The following is a 16,506-nucleotide window of genomic DNA, read 5'->3' on the forward strand; positions in this document are numbered from 1 at the left end:
AACCGCGCCATGATGGCGCACCCTGCAACGCCCCCACACGCTTTTTCCCCCGGAGCACCCCATGGACCACCTCAGCGGGCTGGACGCCACCTTCCTCTACATCGAAACCCCCGAGACGCCGATGCATGTGGGCGGCCTGAACATCTGCGAAATCCCGGCCGGCTACCGCGGCGATTTTTTCGAGGATGTGCAGCGCCACCTGGCCAGCCGGCTGCACCTGGCCAGCGTGTTCCAGCGCAAGCTGGTGCCCATGCCCTTCGAGCTGGCCAACCCGGTCTGGGTGCATGACGACGACATCGACCTGGACTACCACATCCGCCGCACCGTGCTGCCCAAGCCGGGCAGCCGGGCCCAGCTCGACCGGCTGGTGGGCCGGCTGCATTCCAGCCTGCTGGACCGCAGCCGCCCGCTGTGGGAGTTTTATGTGATCGAGGGCCTGCAGTCGCCGCCCGGCGCGCCCCAGGGCAGCCGCCATGTGGCGTTTTATTCCAAGGTCCACCACGCGGCGCTGGACGGTGCCGGCGGCGCGGCGCTGGCCCAGGCCATCCTGGACGTCTCGCCGGTGCCGCGCGAGGTGCCGCCACCGGCCCCGCGCTCGCCCCAGGACGATGCCGAACCCAGCCTGGGTGCGCTGGCCAAGGCCGGCCTGCGCCAGACCGCCGGCCAGTACGGCAAGCTGGTCAAGATGCTGCCCACGCTGGCCGGCACCGCGCTGCAATTGCTGCGCCCGGCGCGCGACACTTCGGGCGAGAAAACCAGCCGCCGCACCGGCAACGCCTGGTTCGGCCCCAAGACCGTGCTGAACGGCAACGTCACCAACCAGCGGCTGTTTGCCGGCCTGTCGCTGCCGCTGGCCGACCTGAAGGCCATCGCCCGCGCCCACGAGGCCACGCTCAACGACGTGGTGCTGGCGCTGTGCTCGGGCGCACTGCGCGGCTACCTGGCCCAGCACGGTGGCATCCCCAAGGAGCCACTGCTGGCCGCGGTGCCGGTGAGCCTGCGCGAAGCCGGCGACGCCACGCTGAACAACCAGGTGTCCATGATGCGCATGAGCCTGGCCAGCACCATAGACGACCCGCTGGCGCGGCTGCGGGCGGTGCGGCGCGGCGCCAAGGCCTCCAAGGCCCTCACCGGCAGCGTCAAATCGGTGCTGCCCACCGACTACCCCTCGCTGGGCGCGCCTTGGCTGCTGGGCGGGCTGGCCACGCTGTTCGGCCGCTCGCGCATCGCCAACCAGATGCCGCCGATCGCCAACGTCGCCATCTCCAACGTGCCCGGCCCCAAGGTCCCGCTCTACCTGGCCGGCGCCAAGCTGCTGAGCTACTACCCGGTGTCGATCGCGGTGCACAGCATGGCGCTCAACATCACAGTGCAAAGCTATGCCGGGGCACTGGACTTCGGCCTGACCGCCTGCCGCAAGGCCTTGCCCGACCTGCCCTGGCTGGCCGAGCTGATCCAGCAGGCCTTTGACGAGTTGATGGCGCTGACACCGGCCGCTGACGTCGCAGAGGCCGCGGCACCGGCCAAGGCGCCGCGCAAGAAAGCGGCCCCGGCCGCCAAACCACCCCAGGCCAAGCCGGCAACCCCGGCGCGCCGCCCGCGGGCCCGCGCAGCGGCCTGAACGGCCCCGCCCCCTACCAGGGCAGGCGCTGGCCGTCGTGGCTGAAATAGCCGCCGCTGTCGCCGGGCACCAGGCTGTCCACCACCGCCCGCAGCCGCCCGGCGGCCTCGGCCGGCGGCCGCACCAACAAACCCTGCTTGGCAAAGGGCGCCGACAAGGCCGTGGCCACCGTGCCCGGGTGCAGCGCCACACACAGGGCCTGGCGGTTGCGGCGGGCCAGCTCGATCGCCGCGGTTTTCACCAGCTGGTTCAGCGCCGCCTTGGACGCCCGGTAGCCATACCAGCCACCCAATGCGTTGTCGCCAATGCTGCCGACCTTGGCCGACAGAAAGGCCGCGGCACAGGGGCCGCTGCGTGGCAGCAGGGGCAGGAAATGTTTCATCACCAGCGCCGGGCCCACGGTGTTGACCGCCAGCACCTGCTGCAAATAGGCCGGGTCCAGCTGGGCCCAGCTGCGTTCGGGCTGGCCGGCCGCGCCGTGCAGAAAACCGGTGGCCACCCAGAGCTGGGCCAAACGAAGGTCGGGCTCGTCCAGACGCGTTTTCACCTGCGCGGCGACAGCGGCCACCGAGGCCTCGTCGGTGATGTCCAGCACCGGTGAGGTCTGGCGGCCAAAGGCCAGCACCTCGGCAAAACGGCCGCTGGCGCGCAGGCCGTCGGCCAGGGCGCTGCCAATCCCTCCCGTGCCCAAAATAACCGCCAGGTCGGTCATCGCTTCAACCGACCCGGCGCACCTTGACGCTCTTGCCTTTGACCTTGCCGGCGTTGAGCCGGTGCAAGGCCTCGTCGGCAATGGCGCGGTCCACCGCCACAAAGGTGCAGAAGTCGGTGACCATGATCTTGCCCACCTGCTCGCGGCTGAAGCCGGCGTCGCCGGTCAGCGCACCCAGCACGTCGCCGGCGCGGATTTTTTCCTTGCGGCCACCCAAAATTTGCAGCGTCACCATGGGCGGCGTGAGCGGCTGGGTGCTGGCCGGTGTCAGCTCGTCGAGCTTGTGCCAGGCCGAGGTCAGGTTCTGGTACTGCTCGATGCGGCCCACAAACCCCATCTCGTCCATGCTGGCCAGGCTCAGCGCCAGGCCGGCCTCGCCAGCCCGGCCGGTGCGACCGATGCGGTGCACATGGACCTCCGCATCGGGCGAGATGTCGACATTGACCACCGCCTCCAGCTGCTGGATGTCCAGCCCACGCGAGGCCACGTCGGTGGCCACCAGCACCGAGCAGCTGCGGTTGGCAAACTGCGCCAGCACCTGGTCGCGTTCGCGCTGCTCCAACTCGCCGTACAGCGCCAGCGCGCTGAAGCCCTGGGCCTGCAAAAAGGCCACCAGGTCGCGGCATTGCTGCTTGGTGTTGCAGAACGCGATGGTGCTGACCGGACGGAAATGGTTGAGGATTTTGGCCACCGCCGGCAGGCGCTCGGCCCGCGTCACCTGGTAGAAGCGCTGGGCGATCTGGTTGCCCGCCTTTTCGGGCGCCACCGTGATCTGCTGCGGCTCGCGCATGAACTGGCGGGCGATCTTCTCGATGCCCTCGGGGTAAGTGGCCGAGAACAGCAGCGTCTGGCGGTTGGCCGGGCATTGCTTGACCACGCTGGCGATGTCGTCGAAGAAGCCCATGTCCAGCATGCGGTCGGCCTCGTCCAGCACCAGGGTGTTGAGGGCCGACAGGTCCAGCGTGCCGCGCTGCAGGTGGTCCATGATGCGGCCGGGCGTGCCCACCGCGATGTGGGCACCATGCTCCAGGCTGGCGTTCTGCATGCGCAGCGGCACCCCGCCACACAGCGTCACGGTCTTGATGTTTTCTTCGGCGCGGGCCAGCCGGCGGATTTCCTGGGCCACCTGGTCGGCCAGCTCGCGGGTCGGGCACAGCACCAGGGCCTGCACCGCGAAACGGCGCGGGTTCAGGTTGGCCAGCAGGGCCAGCGCGAAGGCGGCGGTCTTGCCGCTGCCGGTCTTGGCCTGGGCAATCAAGTCCTTGCCCAGCAAGGCCACCGGCAGGCTGGCAGCCTGGATGGGCGTCATCGCGGTGTAGCCCAGCTGGGTCAGGTTGGCCAGCGCCTCGGGCGACAAAGGCAGCTGGCCGAAGGTCGGGCCGGCGGCGGAAGACGGAGCGGGCGAAGGGGAAGCAGGGGCAGAAAGGGTCATGCGCGATTATCGGGACTTGTGCCGACGCCTGGCGTCTTCACCTGATGCGATTAAGCTAAGGCCCCTTTCTGATCACCATGTTGGACGACACCCTGGCCCTCACCGACCTGGCCCGCGGCCTTGGCAGCGAGGCGCTGACCACCTGTGGCGTGGCCGGCGCACTGCTGCTGTGGACCACCGCCGGCCTGTGGGGATTTGGCCGCCACCTGTGGGTGCCGCGGCTGCGCAGCAGCTGGCCGCCCGAGCTGTTTCTGGCGCTGCACCTGATTTTTGCCGCGGCGCTGGCGGTGGCCGCAGCCGGGGTGTTTGCCGGCCTGGCCAGCGGCATCGCCCCCGACGGCCGGCTCAGCGCGCTGGACAACGCCTTTCTGCAGGCGCTGCGGCCCCAGGTCACCCCCGAGCTGGCCAGCTTGGCCACGGCCATCACCCGGCTGGGCGACACCGCCACCTGGCTCACGCTGGGCCTGGGGGTCAGCGTGGCGGTGGCGCTGCTGGCTCGGCCCTGGCTGGCCTTGTCCTGGTGGGTGGCCTTGCTGGGCAATGCCGCCATCAACCACGGCCTGAAGGCCTGGTTCGAGCGCCCGCGGCCCTTGCTGGCCGACGGCAGCGCAGCAGGCCTGGTGGCGGCCCACGGCGCCAGTTTCCCCAGCGGCCATGCCTCGGCCGCGGTGGTGGCCTACGGCCTGCTGGCCTGGCTGCTGCTGACCCTGCTGCCGCCGCGCTGGGTGCATCGGCTGGGCCTGCTGGTGGTGCTGGCCGCGGTGGCCATCGCTTATGCGGTGGCCTGCAGCCGGGTGTTTCTGGGCGTGCACCATCCCAGCGACGTGCTGGCCGGCGCGGCCTCGGGCACGGCCTGGCTGCTGCTGTGCCTGGGCGGCTTGGCGCTGCTGGGCCACCGCCGCCGCCCGCGCGCCTGAGCGCCCCGCCGTCACGGTAGCGCCCCGGCTTTCGGACAGAATGGGGCATGTACTCGCTGCCCGCCTTCATCGCCCCCCAACGCTTCACCGACGCCCCGGCCGCCCTGGCGCTGGTTCAGCAGATTTACGACGCCGGCATCCAGCACCTGCGCGAGGCCATGCACGACTTTGTGGCCGCCGGCCCCGACAGCCCGCCGCCCACCCAGCGGGTGCGCGCCTTCTACCCGCTGGTGCGGGTGCGCACCGAGGCCTCGCGGCCACGCGGCGGCTCGCCGCACGAGGGCCTGAGCTACGGTTTTGTGGCCGGGCCCGGCCGCTTCGAGACCACGCTGACCCGGCCCGATTTGTACGCCGACTACTACCTGGAGCAGTTCCGCCTGCTGCTGCAAAACCACGCCGGCGAGCTGGAGGTGGGCACCAGCACCCAGCCCATCCCGCTGCATTTTTCCTTCAGCGAGCACGAGCACCTGGAAGGCGAGCTGGGCAACGAGCGCCGGGCCCAGCTGCGCGACCTGTTTGACCTGCCCGACCTGGCGGCCATGGACGACGGCATTGCCAACGGCAGCCACGAGCCGCCGGCCGGCGAGCCGCAGCCGCTGGCGCTGTTCACCGCACCGCGGGTCGACTACTCGCTGCACCGCCTGCGCCACTACACCGGCACCTCGCCCAAGGCCTTCCAGAACTTCGTGCTGTTCACCAACTACCAGTTCTACGTGGACGAATTTGTGCGCCTGGGCCAGACCGAGATGGCCGACCCGGCCAGCCCCTACAGCGCCTTCATCGAGCCCGGCAACCTGGTCACGCGCCGCACCGGCCTGCCGGCCCGGGCCGGCGACGCCGAGGGCCTGGCACCGCCCCGGCTGCCGCAGATGCCGGCCTACCACCTGGTGCGCGACGACCACAGCGGCATCACGCTGGTCAACATCGGTGTCGGCCCGGCCAACGCCAAGAACATCACCGACCACATCGCCGTGCTGCGGCCCCATGCCTGGCTGATGCTGGGCCACTGCGCCGGCCTGCGCAACAGCCAGCAGCTGGGCGACTACGTGCTGGCCCATGGCTATGTGCGCGAAGACCATGTGCTGGACGAAGAGCTGCCGCTGTGGGTGCCCATCCCGGCGCTGGCAGAGATCCAGCTGGCGCTGGAGCAGGCGGTGGCCGACGTGACCCAGCTCGCCGGCGCCGACCTGAAGCGGGTGCTGCGCACCGGCACCGTGGCCAGCACCGACAACCGCAACTGGGAGTTGTTGCCGGCCAACCAGCCGCAGCGCCGCTTCAGCCAGAGCCGGGCGGTGGCACTCGACATGGAAAGCGCCACCGTGGCCGCCAACGGCTTCCGTTTCCGTGTGCCCTATGGCACGCTGCTGTGTGTCAGCGACAAGCCACTGCACGGCGAAATCAAGCTGCCCGGCATGGCCAACCATTTCTACCGCGAGCGGGTCGACCAGCATTTGCGCATCGGCCTGCGCGCCATCGAGCTGCTGCGCCAGAACGGCCTGGCCCAGCTGCACAGCCGCAAGCTGCGCAGCTTCGCCGAGGTGGCCTTCCAGTGAGCGAGGCCCCAGGCCGCAGCTGCCCGCTGGCCTACCGCTACCCGGCCCAGGTGTTTCAGCGCCCGCCCGAGCTGCACACCGACACGCTGTACGTGGTCGGTGGGCTGTACGGCAACCCCTGCGCGCTGGACCGCATCGAGTCCCTGTTCGCGCTCGAATCCGGCGCCAAGCGGCTGGTGTTCAATGGCGACTTCCACTGGTTCGACAACGACCCCGGCCTGTTCGCCGACATCGACCGCCGGGTGCGGACGCATCTGGCGCTGCGCGGCAATGTGGAGACCGAGCTGGCCAGCGACAGCGCCGATGTGGGCTGCGGCTGCGCCTACCCCGACCGTGTGGACGACGCCGATGTGGCCCGCTCCAACACCATCCTGGGCCTGCTGCGCGACACCGCCCGCCAGCACCCCGAGGCCCGTGCCGCGCTGGGCCGGTTGCCCATGCACGCGGTGGCCCGGGTGGGCGCGCTGCGAACGGCCATCGTCCATGGCGACGCCGAGTCGCTGGCCGGCTGGGGCTTCGACCCCGCCGCGCTGGCCGACCCCGCCCAGCAGCCCTGGCGCGACCGGGTGGCGGCCCAGGCCGGCGTGGACCTGTTCGCCTCCAGCCACACCTGTGCGCCCACGCTGCAGCGCCTGGCCGGCGCCACCTGGGTGGCCAACAACGGCGCGGCCGGGCTGGCCAGCCTGGCCGGCCAGACCGCCGGCCTCGTCACCCGCATTTCGGTGCGGCCGGCGCCCGCCGGTGTGCCGGTGCTGCGGTCGGTGCAGGTGAAGGACTGCTGGGTGCAGGCCGTGCGGGTGGACTTTGACGACGCCGCCTGGCAGCGCCAGTTCCTCGCGCTGTGGCCCGCCGGCAGCCCGGCCCACACCTCGTACTGGCGCCGGGTCCGCACTGGCTTGTCAGAATCACGCGCGCTGGCCGACCCACAGCAACCCTGAAGCCCAGCCCCTGCTTTCACCGTCCCATGATGCACACCACACGCCGCACCCTGCTCGCCACCCTGCTGCTCGCCGCCACCCTGGGCCAGAGCGCCTTCGCCCAGGCGCCGCTGCGCCTGGGGGTGGGCCTGTTCCAGCCCGACCGGGAGAAGAACGACGCCACCTACAAGCCGCTGGCCGAGCACCTCGCGGCCCGGCTGCAGCGGCCGGTGCAGCTGCGCACGGTGGACACCTGGGAGGGCCTGGCCAAGTCGCTGGCCAGCGGCGAGACCGACCTGGCGTTGATGGGCCCCTGGGGCTATGTGCTGGCCAACCACGAGGCCGGCGCCCAGGCCATCGCCACCATCCTGTACGAAGGCAAGCCCGAGTACTTTGCCATCATGGTGACGAACCCGAAAACCGGCATCAACGGCATCGACGACCTGAAGGGCAAGAGCTTTGCCTTTGGCGACAAGGGCTCGACCAGCGGCTATCTGATTCCCTTCCATGAGTTCCAGAAGCGCGGCATCCACCCCGACACCCACTTCAGCAAGGTGCTCTACACCAAGCACCAGGCCATCGAAACCCAGGTGGCGCGTGGCGAGCTGGACGCCGGTGCCGACTACAACCGCAACCGCGACGCCATGATCGACGAGGGTCTGATCAAGGCCGGCGACAGCAAAATCATCTGGACCTCGGCGCCGCTGCCCAACGACGCCTTCGCCGTCAGCGCCACGCTGGCCAAAGACGCCGCGCTGGTGGCCCGGCTGCGCAGCGCGCTCGAAGGCCTGGGCGCCGAACTCCAAACCAACCCGGCCCTGCTGCCCAAGCGCTACACCGGCTTTGTGGCCAAGGACAACGCCTACTACGCGCCCATCCGCGACGCCGGCCTGGCCACCGGCAAGTTGCTGCCCAAGCGCTGATGGGCGGGCGCTTCACCGCCCTGCGTGGCCTGGGCCTGGTCTACGCGGCGCTGGTGCTGGCCGGCCTGGCCACGCTGGCGCTGCAGGGTGACTTGACGCTGGGCCGCCACCCCTGGGACAACCTGCTGCGCACGCTGGCCGACTTTGGCCACCCGAGTTTTCTCGACGCCTGGTTCGGACCCGAGCGGCTGGCCTTCACCGCCGACGACGGCCGGGTGTTGCGCGTGGAAAACCGGCGTGAGGTCGAGCAGGCCTTTATGGCCAGCATCGCCGGCGCCACCTGGACCACGCTGGTGATTGGCACGCTGGGCAGCGCGCTGGCCGCGGTGCTGGCCCTGCCGCTGGGCTGGCTGGCGGCCCGCAACGCCCAGGCACCGGCCTGGCTGGCGCTGCCGGCGCGTGCGCTGCTCAACGGCTGCCGCGCCATCCACACGCTGGTGTTCGGCCTGCTGCTGGTGGGCATTGTGGGCCTGGGGCCGGTGGCCGGCATCCTGGCGATTGCCGCGCACTCGCTGGGCAGCTACGGCAAGCTCTACGCCGAGGCCATCGAGGCCGCCGACGCGGCGCTGTTCGAAAGCGGGCTGGCGCTGGGCTTCACGCCCTGGCAGGTGCTGACCCACCCGATGCGGCGCGGCTTTTACCCGCAGTTCGCCTCCATCCACCTTTATGTGTGGGAGTTCAATGTGCGCGACTCCACCGTGCTGGGCCTGATTGGCGCCGGCGGCCTGGGCCTGCTGGTGAGCGAGGCGGTGTCGCTGTTCCAGTGGGACCGGCTGGCCACGCTGCTGATCGTGGTGGTGGCGCTGGTGGCGGCGATGGACCGGCTCAGCGGCTTCATCCGCCAGCGCATCCTGCACGCGCCACGCGGCGCCCAGCAGGCCTGAGGGTCAGACCGGCTTCGCCCGCAGCAAGGGCCACAGCGCCCACAGGCCCAGCGCCGGCCCCAGGGCCAGCCAGGGCATCAGTTGGGCCACCGGGTGCCGGGCCGACAGCGCCACAAACAGCAGGATGCTCAGCACCGAGATCGCAAAGCCGATGCTGTTGCTGAGCGTGAGTACGCTGCCCACCGCCTGCGGTGGCGCGTTGCGGGCGGTCAGCGCCGAGAACTGCGGCGAGTCGCCCGACACGGTGATGCCCCAGACCAGCAGCCAGGCGTAAAACGGCGGGTCCGCCGCACCGGCCAGCCAGGGCGCCAGCACACAACACAGGCCGCTGGTGGCCAGTTGCACACCGGCCACACGGGCACTGCCCCAGCGCCGCACCAGCAGGCCGCCACCCACACAGCCCAGCACGCCGGCGCCCAGCACGCAGAAGGCCGCGGCCGACAGTGCCGCGCCCTGCAGCCGGCTGGCCAACAGCAGGGGCACCAGCACCCACATGGTGTACAGCTCCCACATGTGGCCGAAGTAACCCAGCACCGAGGCCCGCACCTGGCGGTCTGTCCACAGCACCGACAAGGCCCGCCATTGCAGCGGCGCGGCCTTGGGCGCGGCGGGCGGTTCAGGCAGGCCCCAGTACAGCAACACCCCACCCAGCGCCGCCAGCAGGGCCACGCCCAGCATCACGCTGGGCCAGGGCAACTGGCTGCTGATGGCACGCAGGCCGTGCGGGCTGGCCGAGCCCAGCACCAGCGCGCCAAGCAGCAGGCCCAGCGCCGCGCCCAGGCCCTGGCGGTACCACTGGGCGGCGATCTTCATGCCCACCGGGTAGATGCCGGCCAGAAAGAAACCGGTGGCGGCCCGCCACAGCAGCAGCGCGGTGAAATGCTGCACCATGGCCCAGGCCGCCACGGTGCAGGCCGCACCGGCCAGCGCACAGAACAGGAACACGCGGCGGGCGGGAAAACGGTCGGCAATGGTCAGCAGCGCAAACACCAGCGTGCCGGCGATGAAGCCGATTTGCAGCGCCGAGGTGAGGCTGCCCACCGCGGTGGCGGGCCAGCCGAACTCGCGCTGCAGATCGGGCATGACCGCGTTGACGGCAAACCACAGCGAGGTGCCGGCAAACTGGGCCAACACCAGCACCGGCAAGACGCGGCGGGGGATGGCCTCGGTCACGTCGGAGGCCGCGGCGTCAGGGGACGCGGGGCTTGACCTTGGAGGCCGCCAGCTTGGCGTTGGCGCGGGCCACTTCGACGTCGGAGTCGAAGGCCAGGGCCACACCCATGCGGCGTTTGACAAAGCTCTCGGGCTTGCCGAACAGCCGGATGTCGGTGTTGGGCACCCGCAGCGCCTCGGCCACACCGTCGAACACGATGCCTTGCGCGTCCACGCCGCCATAGATCACCGCGCTGGCGCCCGGGCTCTTCAGCCGGGTGTTGACCGGCAGGCCCAGGATGGCGCGGGCGTGCAATTCAAACTCGTTCTGCCACTGGGTGGTCAGCGTCACCATGCCGGTGTCGTGCGGGCGCGGGCTGACCTCGCTGAACCACACGTCCTCGCCCTTGACGAACAGCTCCACACCGAACAGGCCTTGGCCGCCGAGGTTGTCGGTCACCGCCTTGGCGATGGTGCGGCTCATGGCCAGCGCGCTGGCCAGCATGGGGTGGGGCTGCCAGCTTTCCACATAGTCGCCCGCCACCTGCACATGGCCGATGGGGTCGCAGAAATGGGTTTCGATCTGGCCATTCGCACCCACCGCGCGCACGGTGAGCTGGGTGATTTCGTAGTCAAAGTCGATGAAGCCTTCGACGATCACGCGGCCGTGGCTGACGCGGCCACCGGCCATGGCGTAATCCCAGGCCTTGGCCACATCGGCCGGGCCGCTGATCTTGCTCTGGCCCTTGCCCGAGCTGCTCATCACCGGCTTGACGATGCAGGGGTAGCCGATCTTGCCGTCGATGGCGGCCTGCAGCTCGGCCAGCGAGTCGCAGAACACATAAGGGCTGGTGGGCAGGCCCAGGGTTTCGGCGGCCAGCCGGCGGATGCCTTCGCGGTCCATGGTCAGCCGGGCGGCGCGGGCGGTGGGAATCACCCGCACCACACCGGCGGCTTCCAGTTCTTCCAGCATCGGCGTGGCGATGGCCTCGATCTCGGGCACCACCAGGTCGGGCCGCTCCTTCTCGATCAACGCCTTCAGCTGCGCCGGGTCACTCATGATGATGGTGCGGGCGTGGTGGGCCACCTGCTGGCCGGGGGCGTTGTCGTAGCGGTCGGTGGCGATGGTTTCCACACCGAGGCGCTGCAGCGCAATCAAGACCTCCTTGCCCAGTTCGCCGCTGCCCAGCAGCATCACTTTGGTGGCATGGGGGGAGAGCGGGGTTCCGAAGGTGGTCATGGCGTTACAGGTGGGTGGAGGAAGGGGTGTGGCCCATGGCCTGGCCCAGGCACACCGGGCCGGCCGGCGCCCAGCCGGGGTTGAAGCGGATGCGGTCTTTGGGGAACAGCAGCACCACGGTGGAGCCGAGCAGGAAGCGGCCCATCTCGTCGCCCTGCTTGAGGCGGATGTTCTGGCCACTGTAGTCCCAGGTGTACACATCGGGCCGGCGCGGCGGGTTGACCACGCCGTGCCAGACCGTGGCCATGCTGCCGACGATGGTGGCGCCCACCAAGGTCAAGACCATGGGACCGTGGGCGGTGTCGAACACACAGACCACCCGCTCGTTGCGGGCAAACAGCCCCGGCACACCACGCGCGGTGGTGGGGTTGACCGAGAACAAATCACCCGGCACATAGGTCATGCGCAGCAAGTGGCCGTCACAAGGCATGTGGATGCGGTGGTAGTCCTTGGGGCTCAGGTAAATGGTGGCGAAGTCGCCTTGGGCAAACTGCGCGGCCAGCGCCGCGTCGCCGCCCACCAGCGCGGTGGTGGAGTAGCTGTGGCCCTTGGCCTGGAAGATCTGGTCGCCTTCGATGGCACCGAACTGGCTGATGGCGCCGTCCACCGGGCAGACAAAGTCGGCCGCGGCCAACGGCCGCGCGCCGGGCTTCAGGGCGCGGGTGAAGAACTCGTTGAAGCTGGGGTAGCTGGTGATGTCGGGGTTGGCCGCCTCAGCCATGTTGACCTGGTAGCGCGCCACAAAGTCGCGGATGATCCAGTGGGTCAGGCCGCCCCAGCGGCCGCTGGCGACCCAGCCGGCAAAACGGGTCAGGGCCCGCTTCGGTAACAGGTATTGCGGCAGCACGGCCAGACGGTCAGACATAAGGGCCTGTGCACACGGTTTTTGCCCGTGCGAATGCGGTTGGAACGGGGCGGATTATATCGGCGCACCCCCTTGGGACTGCCCTGTCGGCGACACCGGTCTGGGTCACAATGGCCGGATGGCAGCACCGCTTTTTTCCGTCGAACACCTGAGCAAACGCTACGGCAGCAGCACCGTTGTCAATGACGTGTGCTTCGACATCGCGCCCGGCGAATGCCTGGGGGTGATCGGCCCCAACGGCGCCGGTAAAACCACCACCATACGCATGTGCCTGGGGCTCACGGCTCCCGACACCGGTCGCATCACCGCGCTGGGCCTGACCATGCCGCAGGACGCGCTGGCCATCAAGGCCCAGCTGGGGGTGGTGAGCCAGTTCGACACGCTGGACCCGGACTTCAGCTGCGCCGAAAACCTGCTGGTCTATGGCCGCTACTTCGGCCTGCGCGACGCCGACATCCGGGCCCGCATCCCGCAGCTGCTGGAGTTCGCCGCGCTGACCCACAAGGCCGACGCCAAGCCCGGCGAGCTGTCGGGCGGCATGAAGCGTCGGCTCAGCCTGGCCAGGGCGCTGGTCAATGACCCCAAACTGCTGCTGCTCGACGAGCCCACCACCGGCCTGGACCCGCAGGCTAGGCATTTGATGTGGGAGCGGCTGCAGCTGCTGTTGCAACAGGGCAAGTCCATTCTGCTCACCACCCATTTCATGGACGAGGCCGAGCGCCTGTGTTCCCGGCTGCTGGTGCTGGACCATGGCAAAAAAATCGCCGAGGGCAAGCCCCGCGAGCTGATCGCCCAGCACCTGGAGCCCGACGTGGTGGAGGTTTACGGAAACGGCGCGCTGACGCTGGCCAGCGCGCCCGAGCACGCGGCGCTGCGCGCGCTGGCGGCAAGGGTCGAGGTGAGCGGCGAGACGGTGTTTTTCTACACCCAGAACGCCAAGCCGCTGCTGGCCGGGCTGGACGCCCATGGTGGCCTGCGCACCTTGCACCGCCCGGCCAACCTGGAGGACTTGTTCCTCAAGCTCACCGGCCGACAGATCAGAGAGGACGGCTAGATGCAATCGATATGGAGAGTGCCGGAACTGTCAACCCGCTGGTGGCCGGTGTTTCTGCGCAACCTGCTGGTCTGGCGCAAGCTGGCCATTCCCAGCCTGGTGGGCAACATTGCCGAGCCGCTGATGTGGCTGGTGGCCTTTGGCTACGGCATGGGCGCGCTGGTGGGGCAGATCACGGTCAACGGCACGGTGGTGCCCTACATCCTGTTTCTGGCCAGCGGCAGCATCTGCATGAGCGCGATGAACGCGGCCAGCTTCGAGGCGCTGTACTCGGCCTTCTCGCGCATGCATGTGCAGAAAACCTGGGACGGCATCATGAACGCCCCGGTGAGCCTGGACAACATCGTCTTTGCCGAAATGATGTGGGCGGCCTTCAAGTCGCTGTTCACCACCACCGCCATCCTGGGCGTGATGCTGGGCCTGGGCATCAGCTACTCGCCCAAGCTGCTGCTGGCCTGGCCGGTGCTGCTGGGAGTGGGCATCACCTTCAGCTGCATCGCGCTGGTGTTCAACGCGCTGGCCAAGGGCTATGACTTCTTCACCTACTACTTCACGCTGTTCCTCACGCCCATGATGTTCCTCAGCGGCATCTTTTTCCCGCGGGAACAGCTGCCGGGGCTGGTGAGGGTGGTGTCCGACTGGTTGCCGCTGACCAACGCGGTGGAGCTGGTGCGGCCGCTGTTCATGGACCAGTGGCCGGCCCACCCGCTGCGGCACGGCCTGGTGTTGGTGGTCAGTGCCGTGGCCGCCTTCTGGCTGGCATTGGCGCTGACCCGCAAGCGCTTTCGCGCCTGAGCTTCGCTGCCCGGCTCAGTGGTGGGTCGGGTCCAGGTCGATCGTGCCGTCGTCAATGATGGGGTCGGTGCGGTCTTCTTCCGGCAGGTCGCTGATGTCGTCGCCGATGGTGGCCTCGACGTTGTCGTCATAGGCCGCCAGCTCCATCGGCAGGCTGACCCGGGTCACCTTGTCCAGTGGGTGGTGCACCTGGTGGGCCAGCTTCTCCAAACTTTCCGAGTGGTGCATGTAATCCAGCACGGCTTCGGCGTTGAGCAACATGGCGAAGGGGTTGGAAAGTTGGGAATGCAGCGTCATGATCAAGTCCTTGGGTTGTGCTGCATTCGGAAACCTGCAGCGGGTTGGTGAGTCGATGGCTTGACTGTAGGCAAGCCGACCCAAAAGATTAAGTCGGCGCAGCGCCAAATCCCATGTCAGTGCAATTCCTACGACCAGGCCGCCGTTCGTGACGGAATGCCGCTTTTCAGGCCAAGGCCCGACACCAACGTGATGGAGTGCTCGGGTTAACATGCCCCGCTTTGTCGCCACCGTCGGCGGTGACCCTCGTTTTTCATTTCTTTTTTTGGAGTTCGCATGGCCTCTCACACCCCCATCCAGACCGTTGGCATCGTTGGTGCCGGCACCATGGGCAACGGCATCGCCCAGGCCTGCGCGGTCTCAGGCATTCACGTGGTGATGGTGGACATCTCGGAGGCGGCCGTGGCCAAGGGCGTGGCCACCGTGGCCGGCAGCCTGGACCGGCTGATCAAGAAAGAAAAAATGACCGCCGCCGAGAAGGACGCGGCCCTGGCCCGCATCCAAGGCAGCACCCGCTACGAAGACCTCAGCGCCGCCCAGCTGGTGATCGAGGCGGCCACCGAGAACTTCGAGCTCAAGGTCAAGATCTTGAAGCAGCTCGACACGCTGCTGGCGCCCGAGGTGCTGATCGCCTCCAACACCTCGTCGATCTCCATCACCCAGCTGGCCGCGGTGACGCAGCGCGCCGAGCGTTTCATCGGCATGCATTTCTTCAACCCGGTGCCCATGATGGCGCTGGTGGAAATCATCCGTGGCCTGCAGACCAGCGACGCCACCCACGCGGCAGTGCACGCGCTGGCCATGGCGCTGGGCAAGACCCCCATCACGGTGAAGAACGCGCCGGGCTTTGTGGTCAACCGCATCCTGGTGCCCATGATCAACGAGGCGCTGTTTGTGCTGTCCGAGGGCCTGGCCACGCCGGAAGACATCGACGCCGGCATGAAGCTGGGTTGCAACCAGCCCATCGGTCCGCTGGCCCTGGCCGACATGGTGGGCCTGGACGTGTGCCTGGCGGTGATGGAGGTCTACCTGAAGGAGTTTGGTGACTCCAAGTACCGCCCCTGCCCGCTGCTCAAGGAGCTGGTGGCCGCCGGCCGCCTGGGCCGCAAAACCGGCCACGGCATCTACCGCTACTGACGCGGACTCAGGCGGCGGGCTCCGCCTCTTCGGCCAGCGCCGACGCGTGGGCCATGGGCGAAAAACGCGCCCGCAGGTCGTCCAGCCCCAGCTCGTCGAGCAGCTGCTGCAGCCGCGCGGCGGCGCTGCGACGCGGGCCGCTGTGGCGGGTGGCGATGATGAGCTCGTTCTTCATCGAATGCTCCCAGCCCACCAGCTCGGTCACTGTGACCTGGTAGCCGCTGGCCTCCAGCTGCAGGCAGCGCAGCACGTTGGTGATCTGGCTGCCGAACTCGCGGGTGTGCAGCGGATGCCGCCAGATTTCGCTCAGCGGCGTGCGCGACAGCGACAAAGCCTTGTGCTGCCGCAGCACGCCGGCCACCTCGGCCTGGCAACAGGGCACCAGCACCATGAAGCGGGCCTGCTTGTGCAGGCCGAAACGGATGGCATCGTCGGTGGCGGTGTCGCAGGCATGCAGCGCCGTCACCACATCCACCGTGGCGGGCAGCTCGGCCGACGTCATCGAGGCCTGCACCGTCAGGTTCAAAAACGCCATGCGCTCAAAGCCCAGCCGCTGCGCCAGCGCACGCGATTTCTCCACCAGCTCGGGCCGGGTTTCGATGCCCACCACCTGGCCGCTGGCGCGGGCCTTGAAGAACAGGTCGTAGAGGATGAAGCCGAGGTAGGACTTGCCGGCGCCATGGTCAACCAGCGCCACGTCGCCGCGCGCGTCCAGCACCTGCTGCAACAGCGGCTCGATGAACTGGAACAGGTGGTAGACCTGCTTGAGCTTGCGCCGCGAGTCCTGGTTGAGCTTGCCGTCGCGGGTCAGGATGTGCAGCTCTTTGAGCAGCTCGATCGACTGGCCGGGGCGGATCTCGGGGATGTCGGTGGGGGCGGCGCGCTGGGCCTTGGCCACCGAAGTTTTTTCACTGAGGGGGGTGCGGGGCATGGGCGCATCATAGGCCAGCCACCCAGCCAAGCCGCAACATCCAGTCACAATTAAATTGCACACAATTAAATTGTTG

General features: G+C 68.8%; 16 protein-coding genes. 9 read left to right on the top strand and 7 right to left on the bottom strand.

Annotation, left to right across the window (positions count from 1 at the left end):
* Positions 1 to 61 precede the first annotated feature (61 nt).
* A complete protein-coding gene (locus AC4BAR_RS14315) occupies positions 62 to 1,621 on the top strand; it encodes a WS/DGAT/MGAT family O-acyltransferase (RefSeq protein WP_490628560.1) in 1,560 nt (519 codons plus the stop codon).
* A gap of 13 nt (positions 1,622 to 1,634) precedes the next feature.
* Here AC4BAR_RS14315 and AC4BAR_RS14320 read toward each other — a convergent pair whose 3' ends face one another.
* Positions 1,635 to 2,333 carry an SDR family NAD(P)-dependent oxidoreductase gene (locus AC4BAR_RS14320; RefSeq protein ID WP_490628561.1) on the bottom strand — a complete coding sequence of 233 codons (699 nt, stop codon included), beginning with the start codon at positions 2,331 to 2,333 and terminating at the stop codon, positions 1,635 to 1,637.
* Between the two features lie 4 nt (positions 2,334 to 2,337).
* Positions 2,338 to 3,765 carry an ATP-dependent RNA helicase DbpA gene (gene dbpA, locus AC4BAR_RS14325; RefSeq protein WP_490628562.1) on the bottom strand — a complete coding sequence of 476 codons (1,428 nt, stop codon included), beginning with the start codon at positions 3,763 to 3,765 and terminating at the stop codon, positions 2,338 to 2,340.
* Between the two features lie 77 nt (positions 3,766 to 3,842).
* On the opposite strand from dbpA, the gene AC4BAR_RS14330 reads away from it, so the two are divergent.
* Genes AC4BAR_RS14330 through AC4BAR_RS14350 form a run of 5 tightly spaced genes read left to right on the top strand, consistent with a single transcriptional unit; the run spans position 3,843 to position 8,959 of the window.
* Positions 3,843 to 4,682, top strand: coding sequence for a phosphatase PAP2 family protein (locus AC4BAR_RS14330; RefSeq protein WP_490628563.1), 840 nt, complete (start codon positions 3,843 to 3,845; stop codon positions 4,680 to 4,682).
* Positions 4,683 to 4,729: 47 nt separating this feature from the next.
* On the top strand, positions 4,730 to 6,235 hold the full coding sequence (locus AC4BAR_RS14335) for an AMP nucleosidase (protein WP_490628564.1): 1,506 nt from the start codon (positions 4,730 to 4,732) through the stop codon (positions 6,233 to 6,235).
* A complete protein-coding gene (locus tag AC4BAR_RS14340) occupies positions 6,232 to 7,173 on the top strand; it encodes a hypothetical protein (RefSeq protein ID WP_490628565.1) in 942 nt (313 codons plus the stop codon). The genes AC4BAR_RS14335 and AC4BAR_RS14340 overlap by 4 nt, the downstream gene beginning before the upstream one ends.
* Positions 7,174 to 7,202: 29 nt before the next feature.
* Positions 7,203 to 8,075 (top strand): phosphate/phosphite/phosphonate ABC transporter substrate-binding protein, encoded by an 873-nt coding sequence (locus AC4BAR_RS14345; protein WP_490628566.1) that lies wholly within the window; start codon positions 7,203 to 7,205, stop codon positions 8,073 to 8,075.
* Positions 8,075 to 8,959 (top strand): PhnE/PtxC family ABC transporter permease, encoded by an 885-nt coding sequence (locus AC4BAR_RS14350; protein ID WP_490628567.1) that lies wholly within the window; start codon positions 8,075 to 8,077, stop codon positions 8,957 to 8,959. Before AC4BAR_RS14345 ends, AC4BAR_RS14350 begins: the two co-directional genes overlap by 1 nt.
* Positions 8,960 to 8,962: 3 nt before the next feature.
* Here the strand turns inward: AC4BAR_RS14350 and AC4BAR_RS14355 are convergent, their stop codons facing one another.
* Genes AC4BAR_RS14355 through asd form a run of 3 tightly spaced genes read right to left on the bottom strand, consistent with a single transcriptional unit; the run spans position 8,963 to position 12,216 of the window.
* Complete coding sequence (locus tag AC4BAR_RS14355) at positions 8,963 to 10,132, bottom strand: MFS transporter (protein ID WP_490628568.1); 1,170 nt, start codon at positions 10,130 to 10,132, stop codon at positions 8,963 to 8,965.
* A gap of 16 nt (positions 10,133 to 10,148) precedes the next feature.
* Positions 10,149 to 11,351, bottom strand: coding sequence for a formate-dependent phosphoribosylglycinamide formyltransferase (purT, locus tag AC4BAR_RS14360; RefSeq protein ID WP_490628569.1), 1,203 nt, complete (start codon positions 11,349 to 11,351; stop codon positions 10,149 to 10,151).
* Between the two features lie 4 nt (positions 11,352 to 11,355).
* Entirely contained in the window at positions 11,356 to 12,216 is an 861-nt protein-coding gene (asd, locus tag AC4BAR_RS14365) for an archaetidylserine decarboxylase (protein WP_490628570.1), read from the bottom strand.
* A gap of 118 nt (positions 12,217 to 12,334) precedes the next feature.
* Between asd and AC4BAR_RS14370 the strand changes: the two genes are divergently transcribed.
* Together AC4BAR_RS14370 and AC4BAR_RS14375 are read left to right on the top strand one after the other, a co-directional pair.
* The gene (locus AC4BAR_RS14370; protein WP_490628571.1) at positions 12,335 to 13,270 is read left to right on the top strand and encodes an ATP-binding cassette domain-containing protein; all 936 of its coding nucleotides are present in this window, start codon (positions 12,335 to 12,337) and stop codon (positions 13,268 to 13,270) included.
* A complete protein-coding gene (locus tag AC4BAR_RS14375; protein ID WP_490628572.1) occupies positions 13,271 to 14,065 on the top strand; it encodes an ABC transporter permease in 795 nt (264 codons plus the stop codon).
* A gap of 15 nt (positions 14,066 to 14,080) precedes the next feature.
* On the opposite strand, the gene AC4BAR_RS14380 is transcribed toward AC4BAR_RS14375, so the two are convergent.
* Positions 14,081 to 14,362 (bottom strand): hypothetical protein, encoded by a 282-nt coding sequence (locus AC4BAR_RS14380; protein WP_490628573.1) that lies wholly within the window; start codon positions 14,360 to 14,362, stop codon positions 14,081 to 14,083.
* Positions 14,363 to 14,638: 276 nt separating this feature from the next.
* Between AC4BAR_RS14380 and AC4BAR_RS14385 the strand changes: the two genes are divergently transcribed.
* The gene (locus AC4BAR_RS14385) at positions 14,639 to 15,499 is read left to right on the top strand and encodes a 3-hydroxybutyryl-CoA dehydrogenase (protein ID WP_490628574.1); all 861 of its coding nucleotides are present in this window, start codon (positions 14,639 to 14,641) and stop codon (positions 15,497 to 15,499) included.
* 7 nt (positions 15,500 to 15,506) lie between these two features.
* On the opposite strand, the gene AC4BAR_RS14390 is transcribed toward AC4BAR_RS14385, so the two are convergent.
* Positions 15,507 to 16,430, bottom strand: a complete 924-nt coding sequence (locus AC4BAR_RS14390) for a class I SAM-dependent methyltransferase (RefSeq protein ID WP_490628575.1) — start codon at positions 16,428 to 16,430, stop codon at positions 15,507 to 15,509.
* Positions 16,431 to 16,506 lie beyond the last annotated feature (76 nt).

The organism is Rhodoferax sp. SPJ4, assembly GCF_058216275.1.

What these genes read in the sequence shown, in the direction of transcription:
- AC4BAR_RS14320 (WP_490628561.1), bottom strand. Translation starts at nt 2,333, where the DNA reads ATGACCGACCTGGCGGTTATTTTGGGCACGGGAGGGATTGGCAGCGCC.
- AC4BAR_RS14390 (WP_490628575.1), bottom strand. Translation starts at nt 16,430, where the DNA reads ATGCCCCGCACCCCCCTCAGTGAAAAAACTTCGGTGGCCAAGGCCCAG.
- AC4BAR_RS14350 (WP_490628567.1), top strand. Translation starts at nt 8,075, where the DNA reads ATGGGCGGGCGCTTCACCGCCCTGCGTGGCCTGGGCCTGGTCTACGCG.
- AC4BAR_RS14380 (WP_490628573.1), bottom strand. Translation starts at nt 14,362, where the DNA reads ATGACGCTGCATTCCCAACTTTCCAACCCCTTCGCCATGTTGCTCAAC.
- asd (WP_490628570.1), bottom strand. Translation starts at nt 12,216, where the DNA reads ATGTCTGACCGTCTGGCCGTGCTGCCGCAATACCTGTTACCGAAGCGG.
- AC4BAR_RS14335 (WP_490628564.1), top strand. Translation starts at nt 4,730, where the DNA reads ATGTACTCGCTGCCCGCCTTCATCGCCCCCCAACGCTTCACCGACGCC.
- AC4BAR_RS14345 (WP_490628566.1), top strand. Translation starts at nt 7,203, where the DNA reads ATGCACACCACACGCCGCACCCTGCTCGCCACCCTGCTGCTCGCCGCC.
- AC4BAR_RS14330 (WP_490628563.1), top strand. Translation starts at nt 3,843, where the DNA reads ATGTTGGACGACACCCTGGCCCTCACCGACCTGGCCCGCGGCCTTGGC.
- AC4BAR_RS14370 (WP_490628571.1), top strand. Translation starts at nt 12,335, where the DNA reads ATGGCAGCACCGCTTTTTTCCGTCGAACACCTGAGCAAACGCTACGGC.
- purT (WP_490628569.1), bottom strand. Translation starts at nt 11,351, where the DNA reads ATGACCACCTTCGGAACCCCGCTCTCCCCCCATGCCACCAAAGTGATG.
- AC4BAR_RS14385 (WP_490628574.1), top strand. Translation starts at nt 14,639, where the DNA reads ATGGCCTCTCACACCCCCATCCAGACCGTTGGCATCGTTGGTGCCGGC.
- AC4BAR_RS14375 (WP_490628572.1), top strand. Translation starts at nt 13,271, where the DNA reads ATGCAATCGATATGGAGAGTGCCGGAACTGTCAACCCGCTGGTGGCCG.
- dbpA (WP_490628562.1), bottom strand. Translation starts at nt 3,765, where the DNA reads ATGACCCTTTCTGCCCCTGCTTCCCCTTCGCCCGCTCCGTCTTCCGCC.
- AC4BAR_RS14315 (WP_490628560.1), top strand. Translation starts at nt 62, where the DNA reads ATGGACCACCTCAGCGGGCTGGACGCCACCTTCCTCTACATCGAAACC.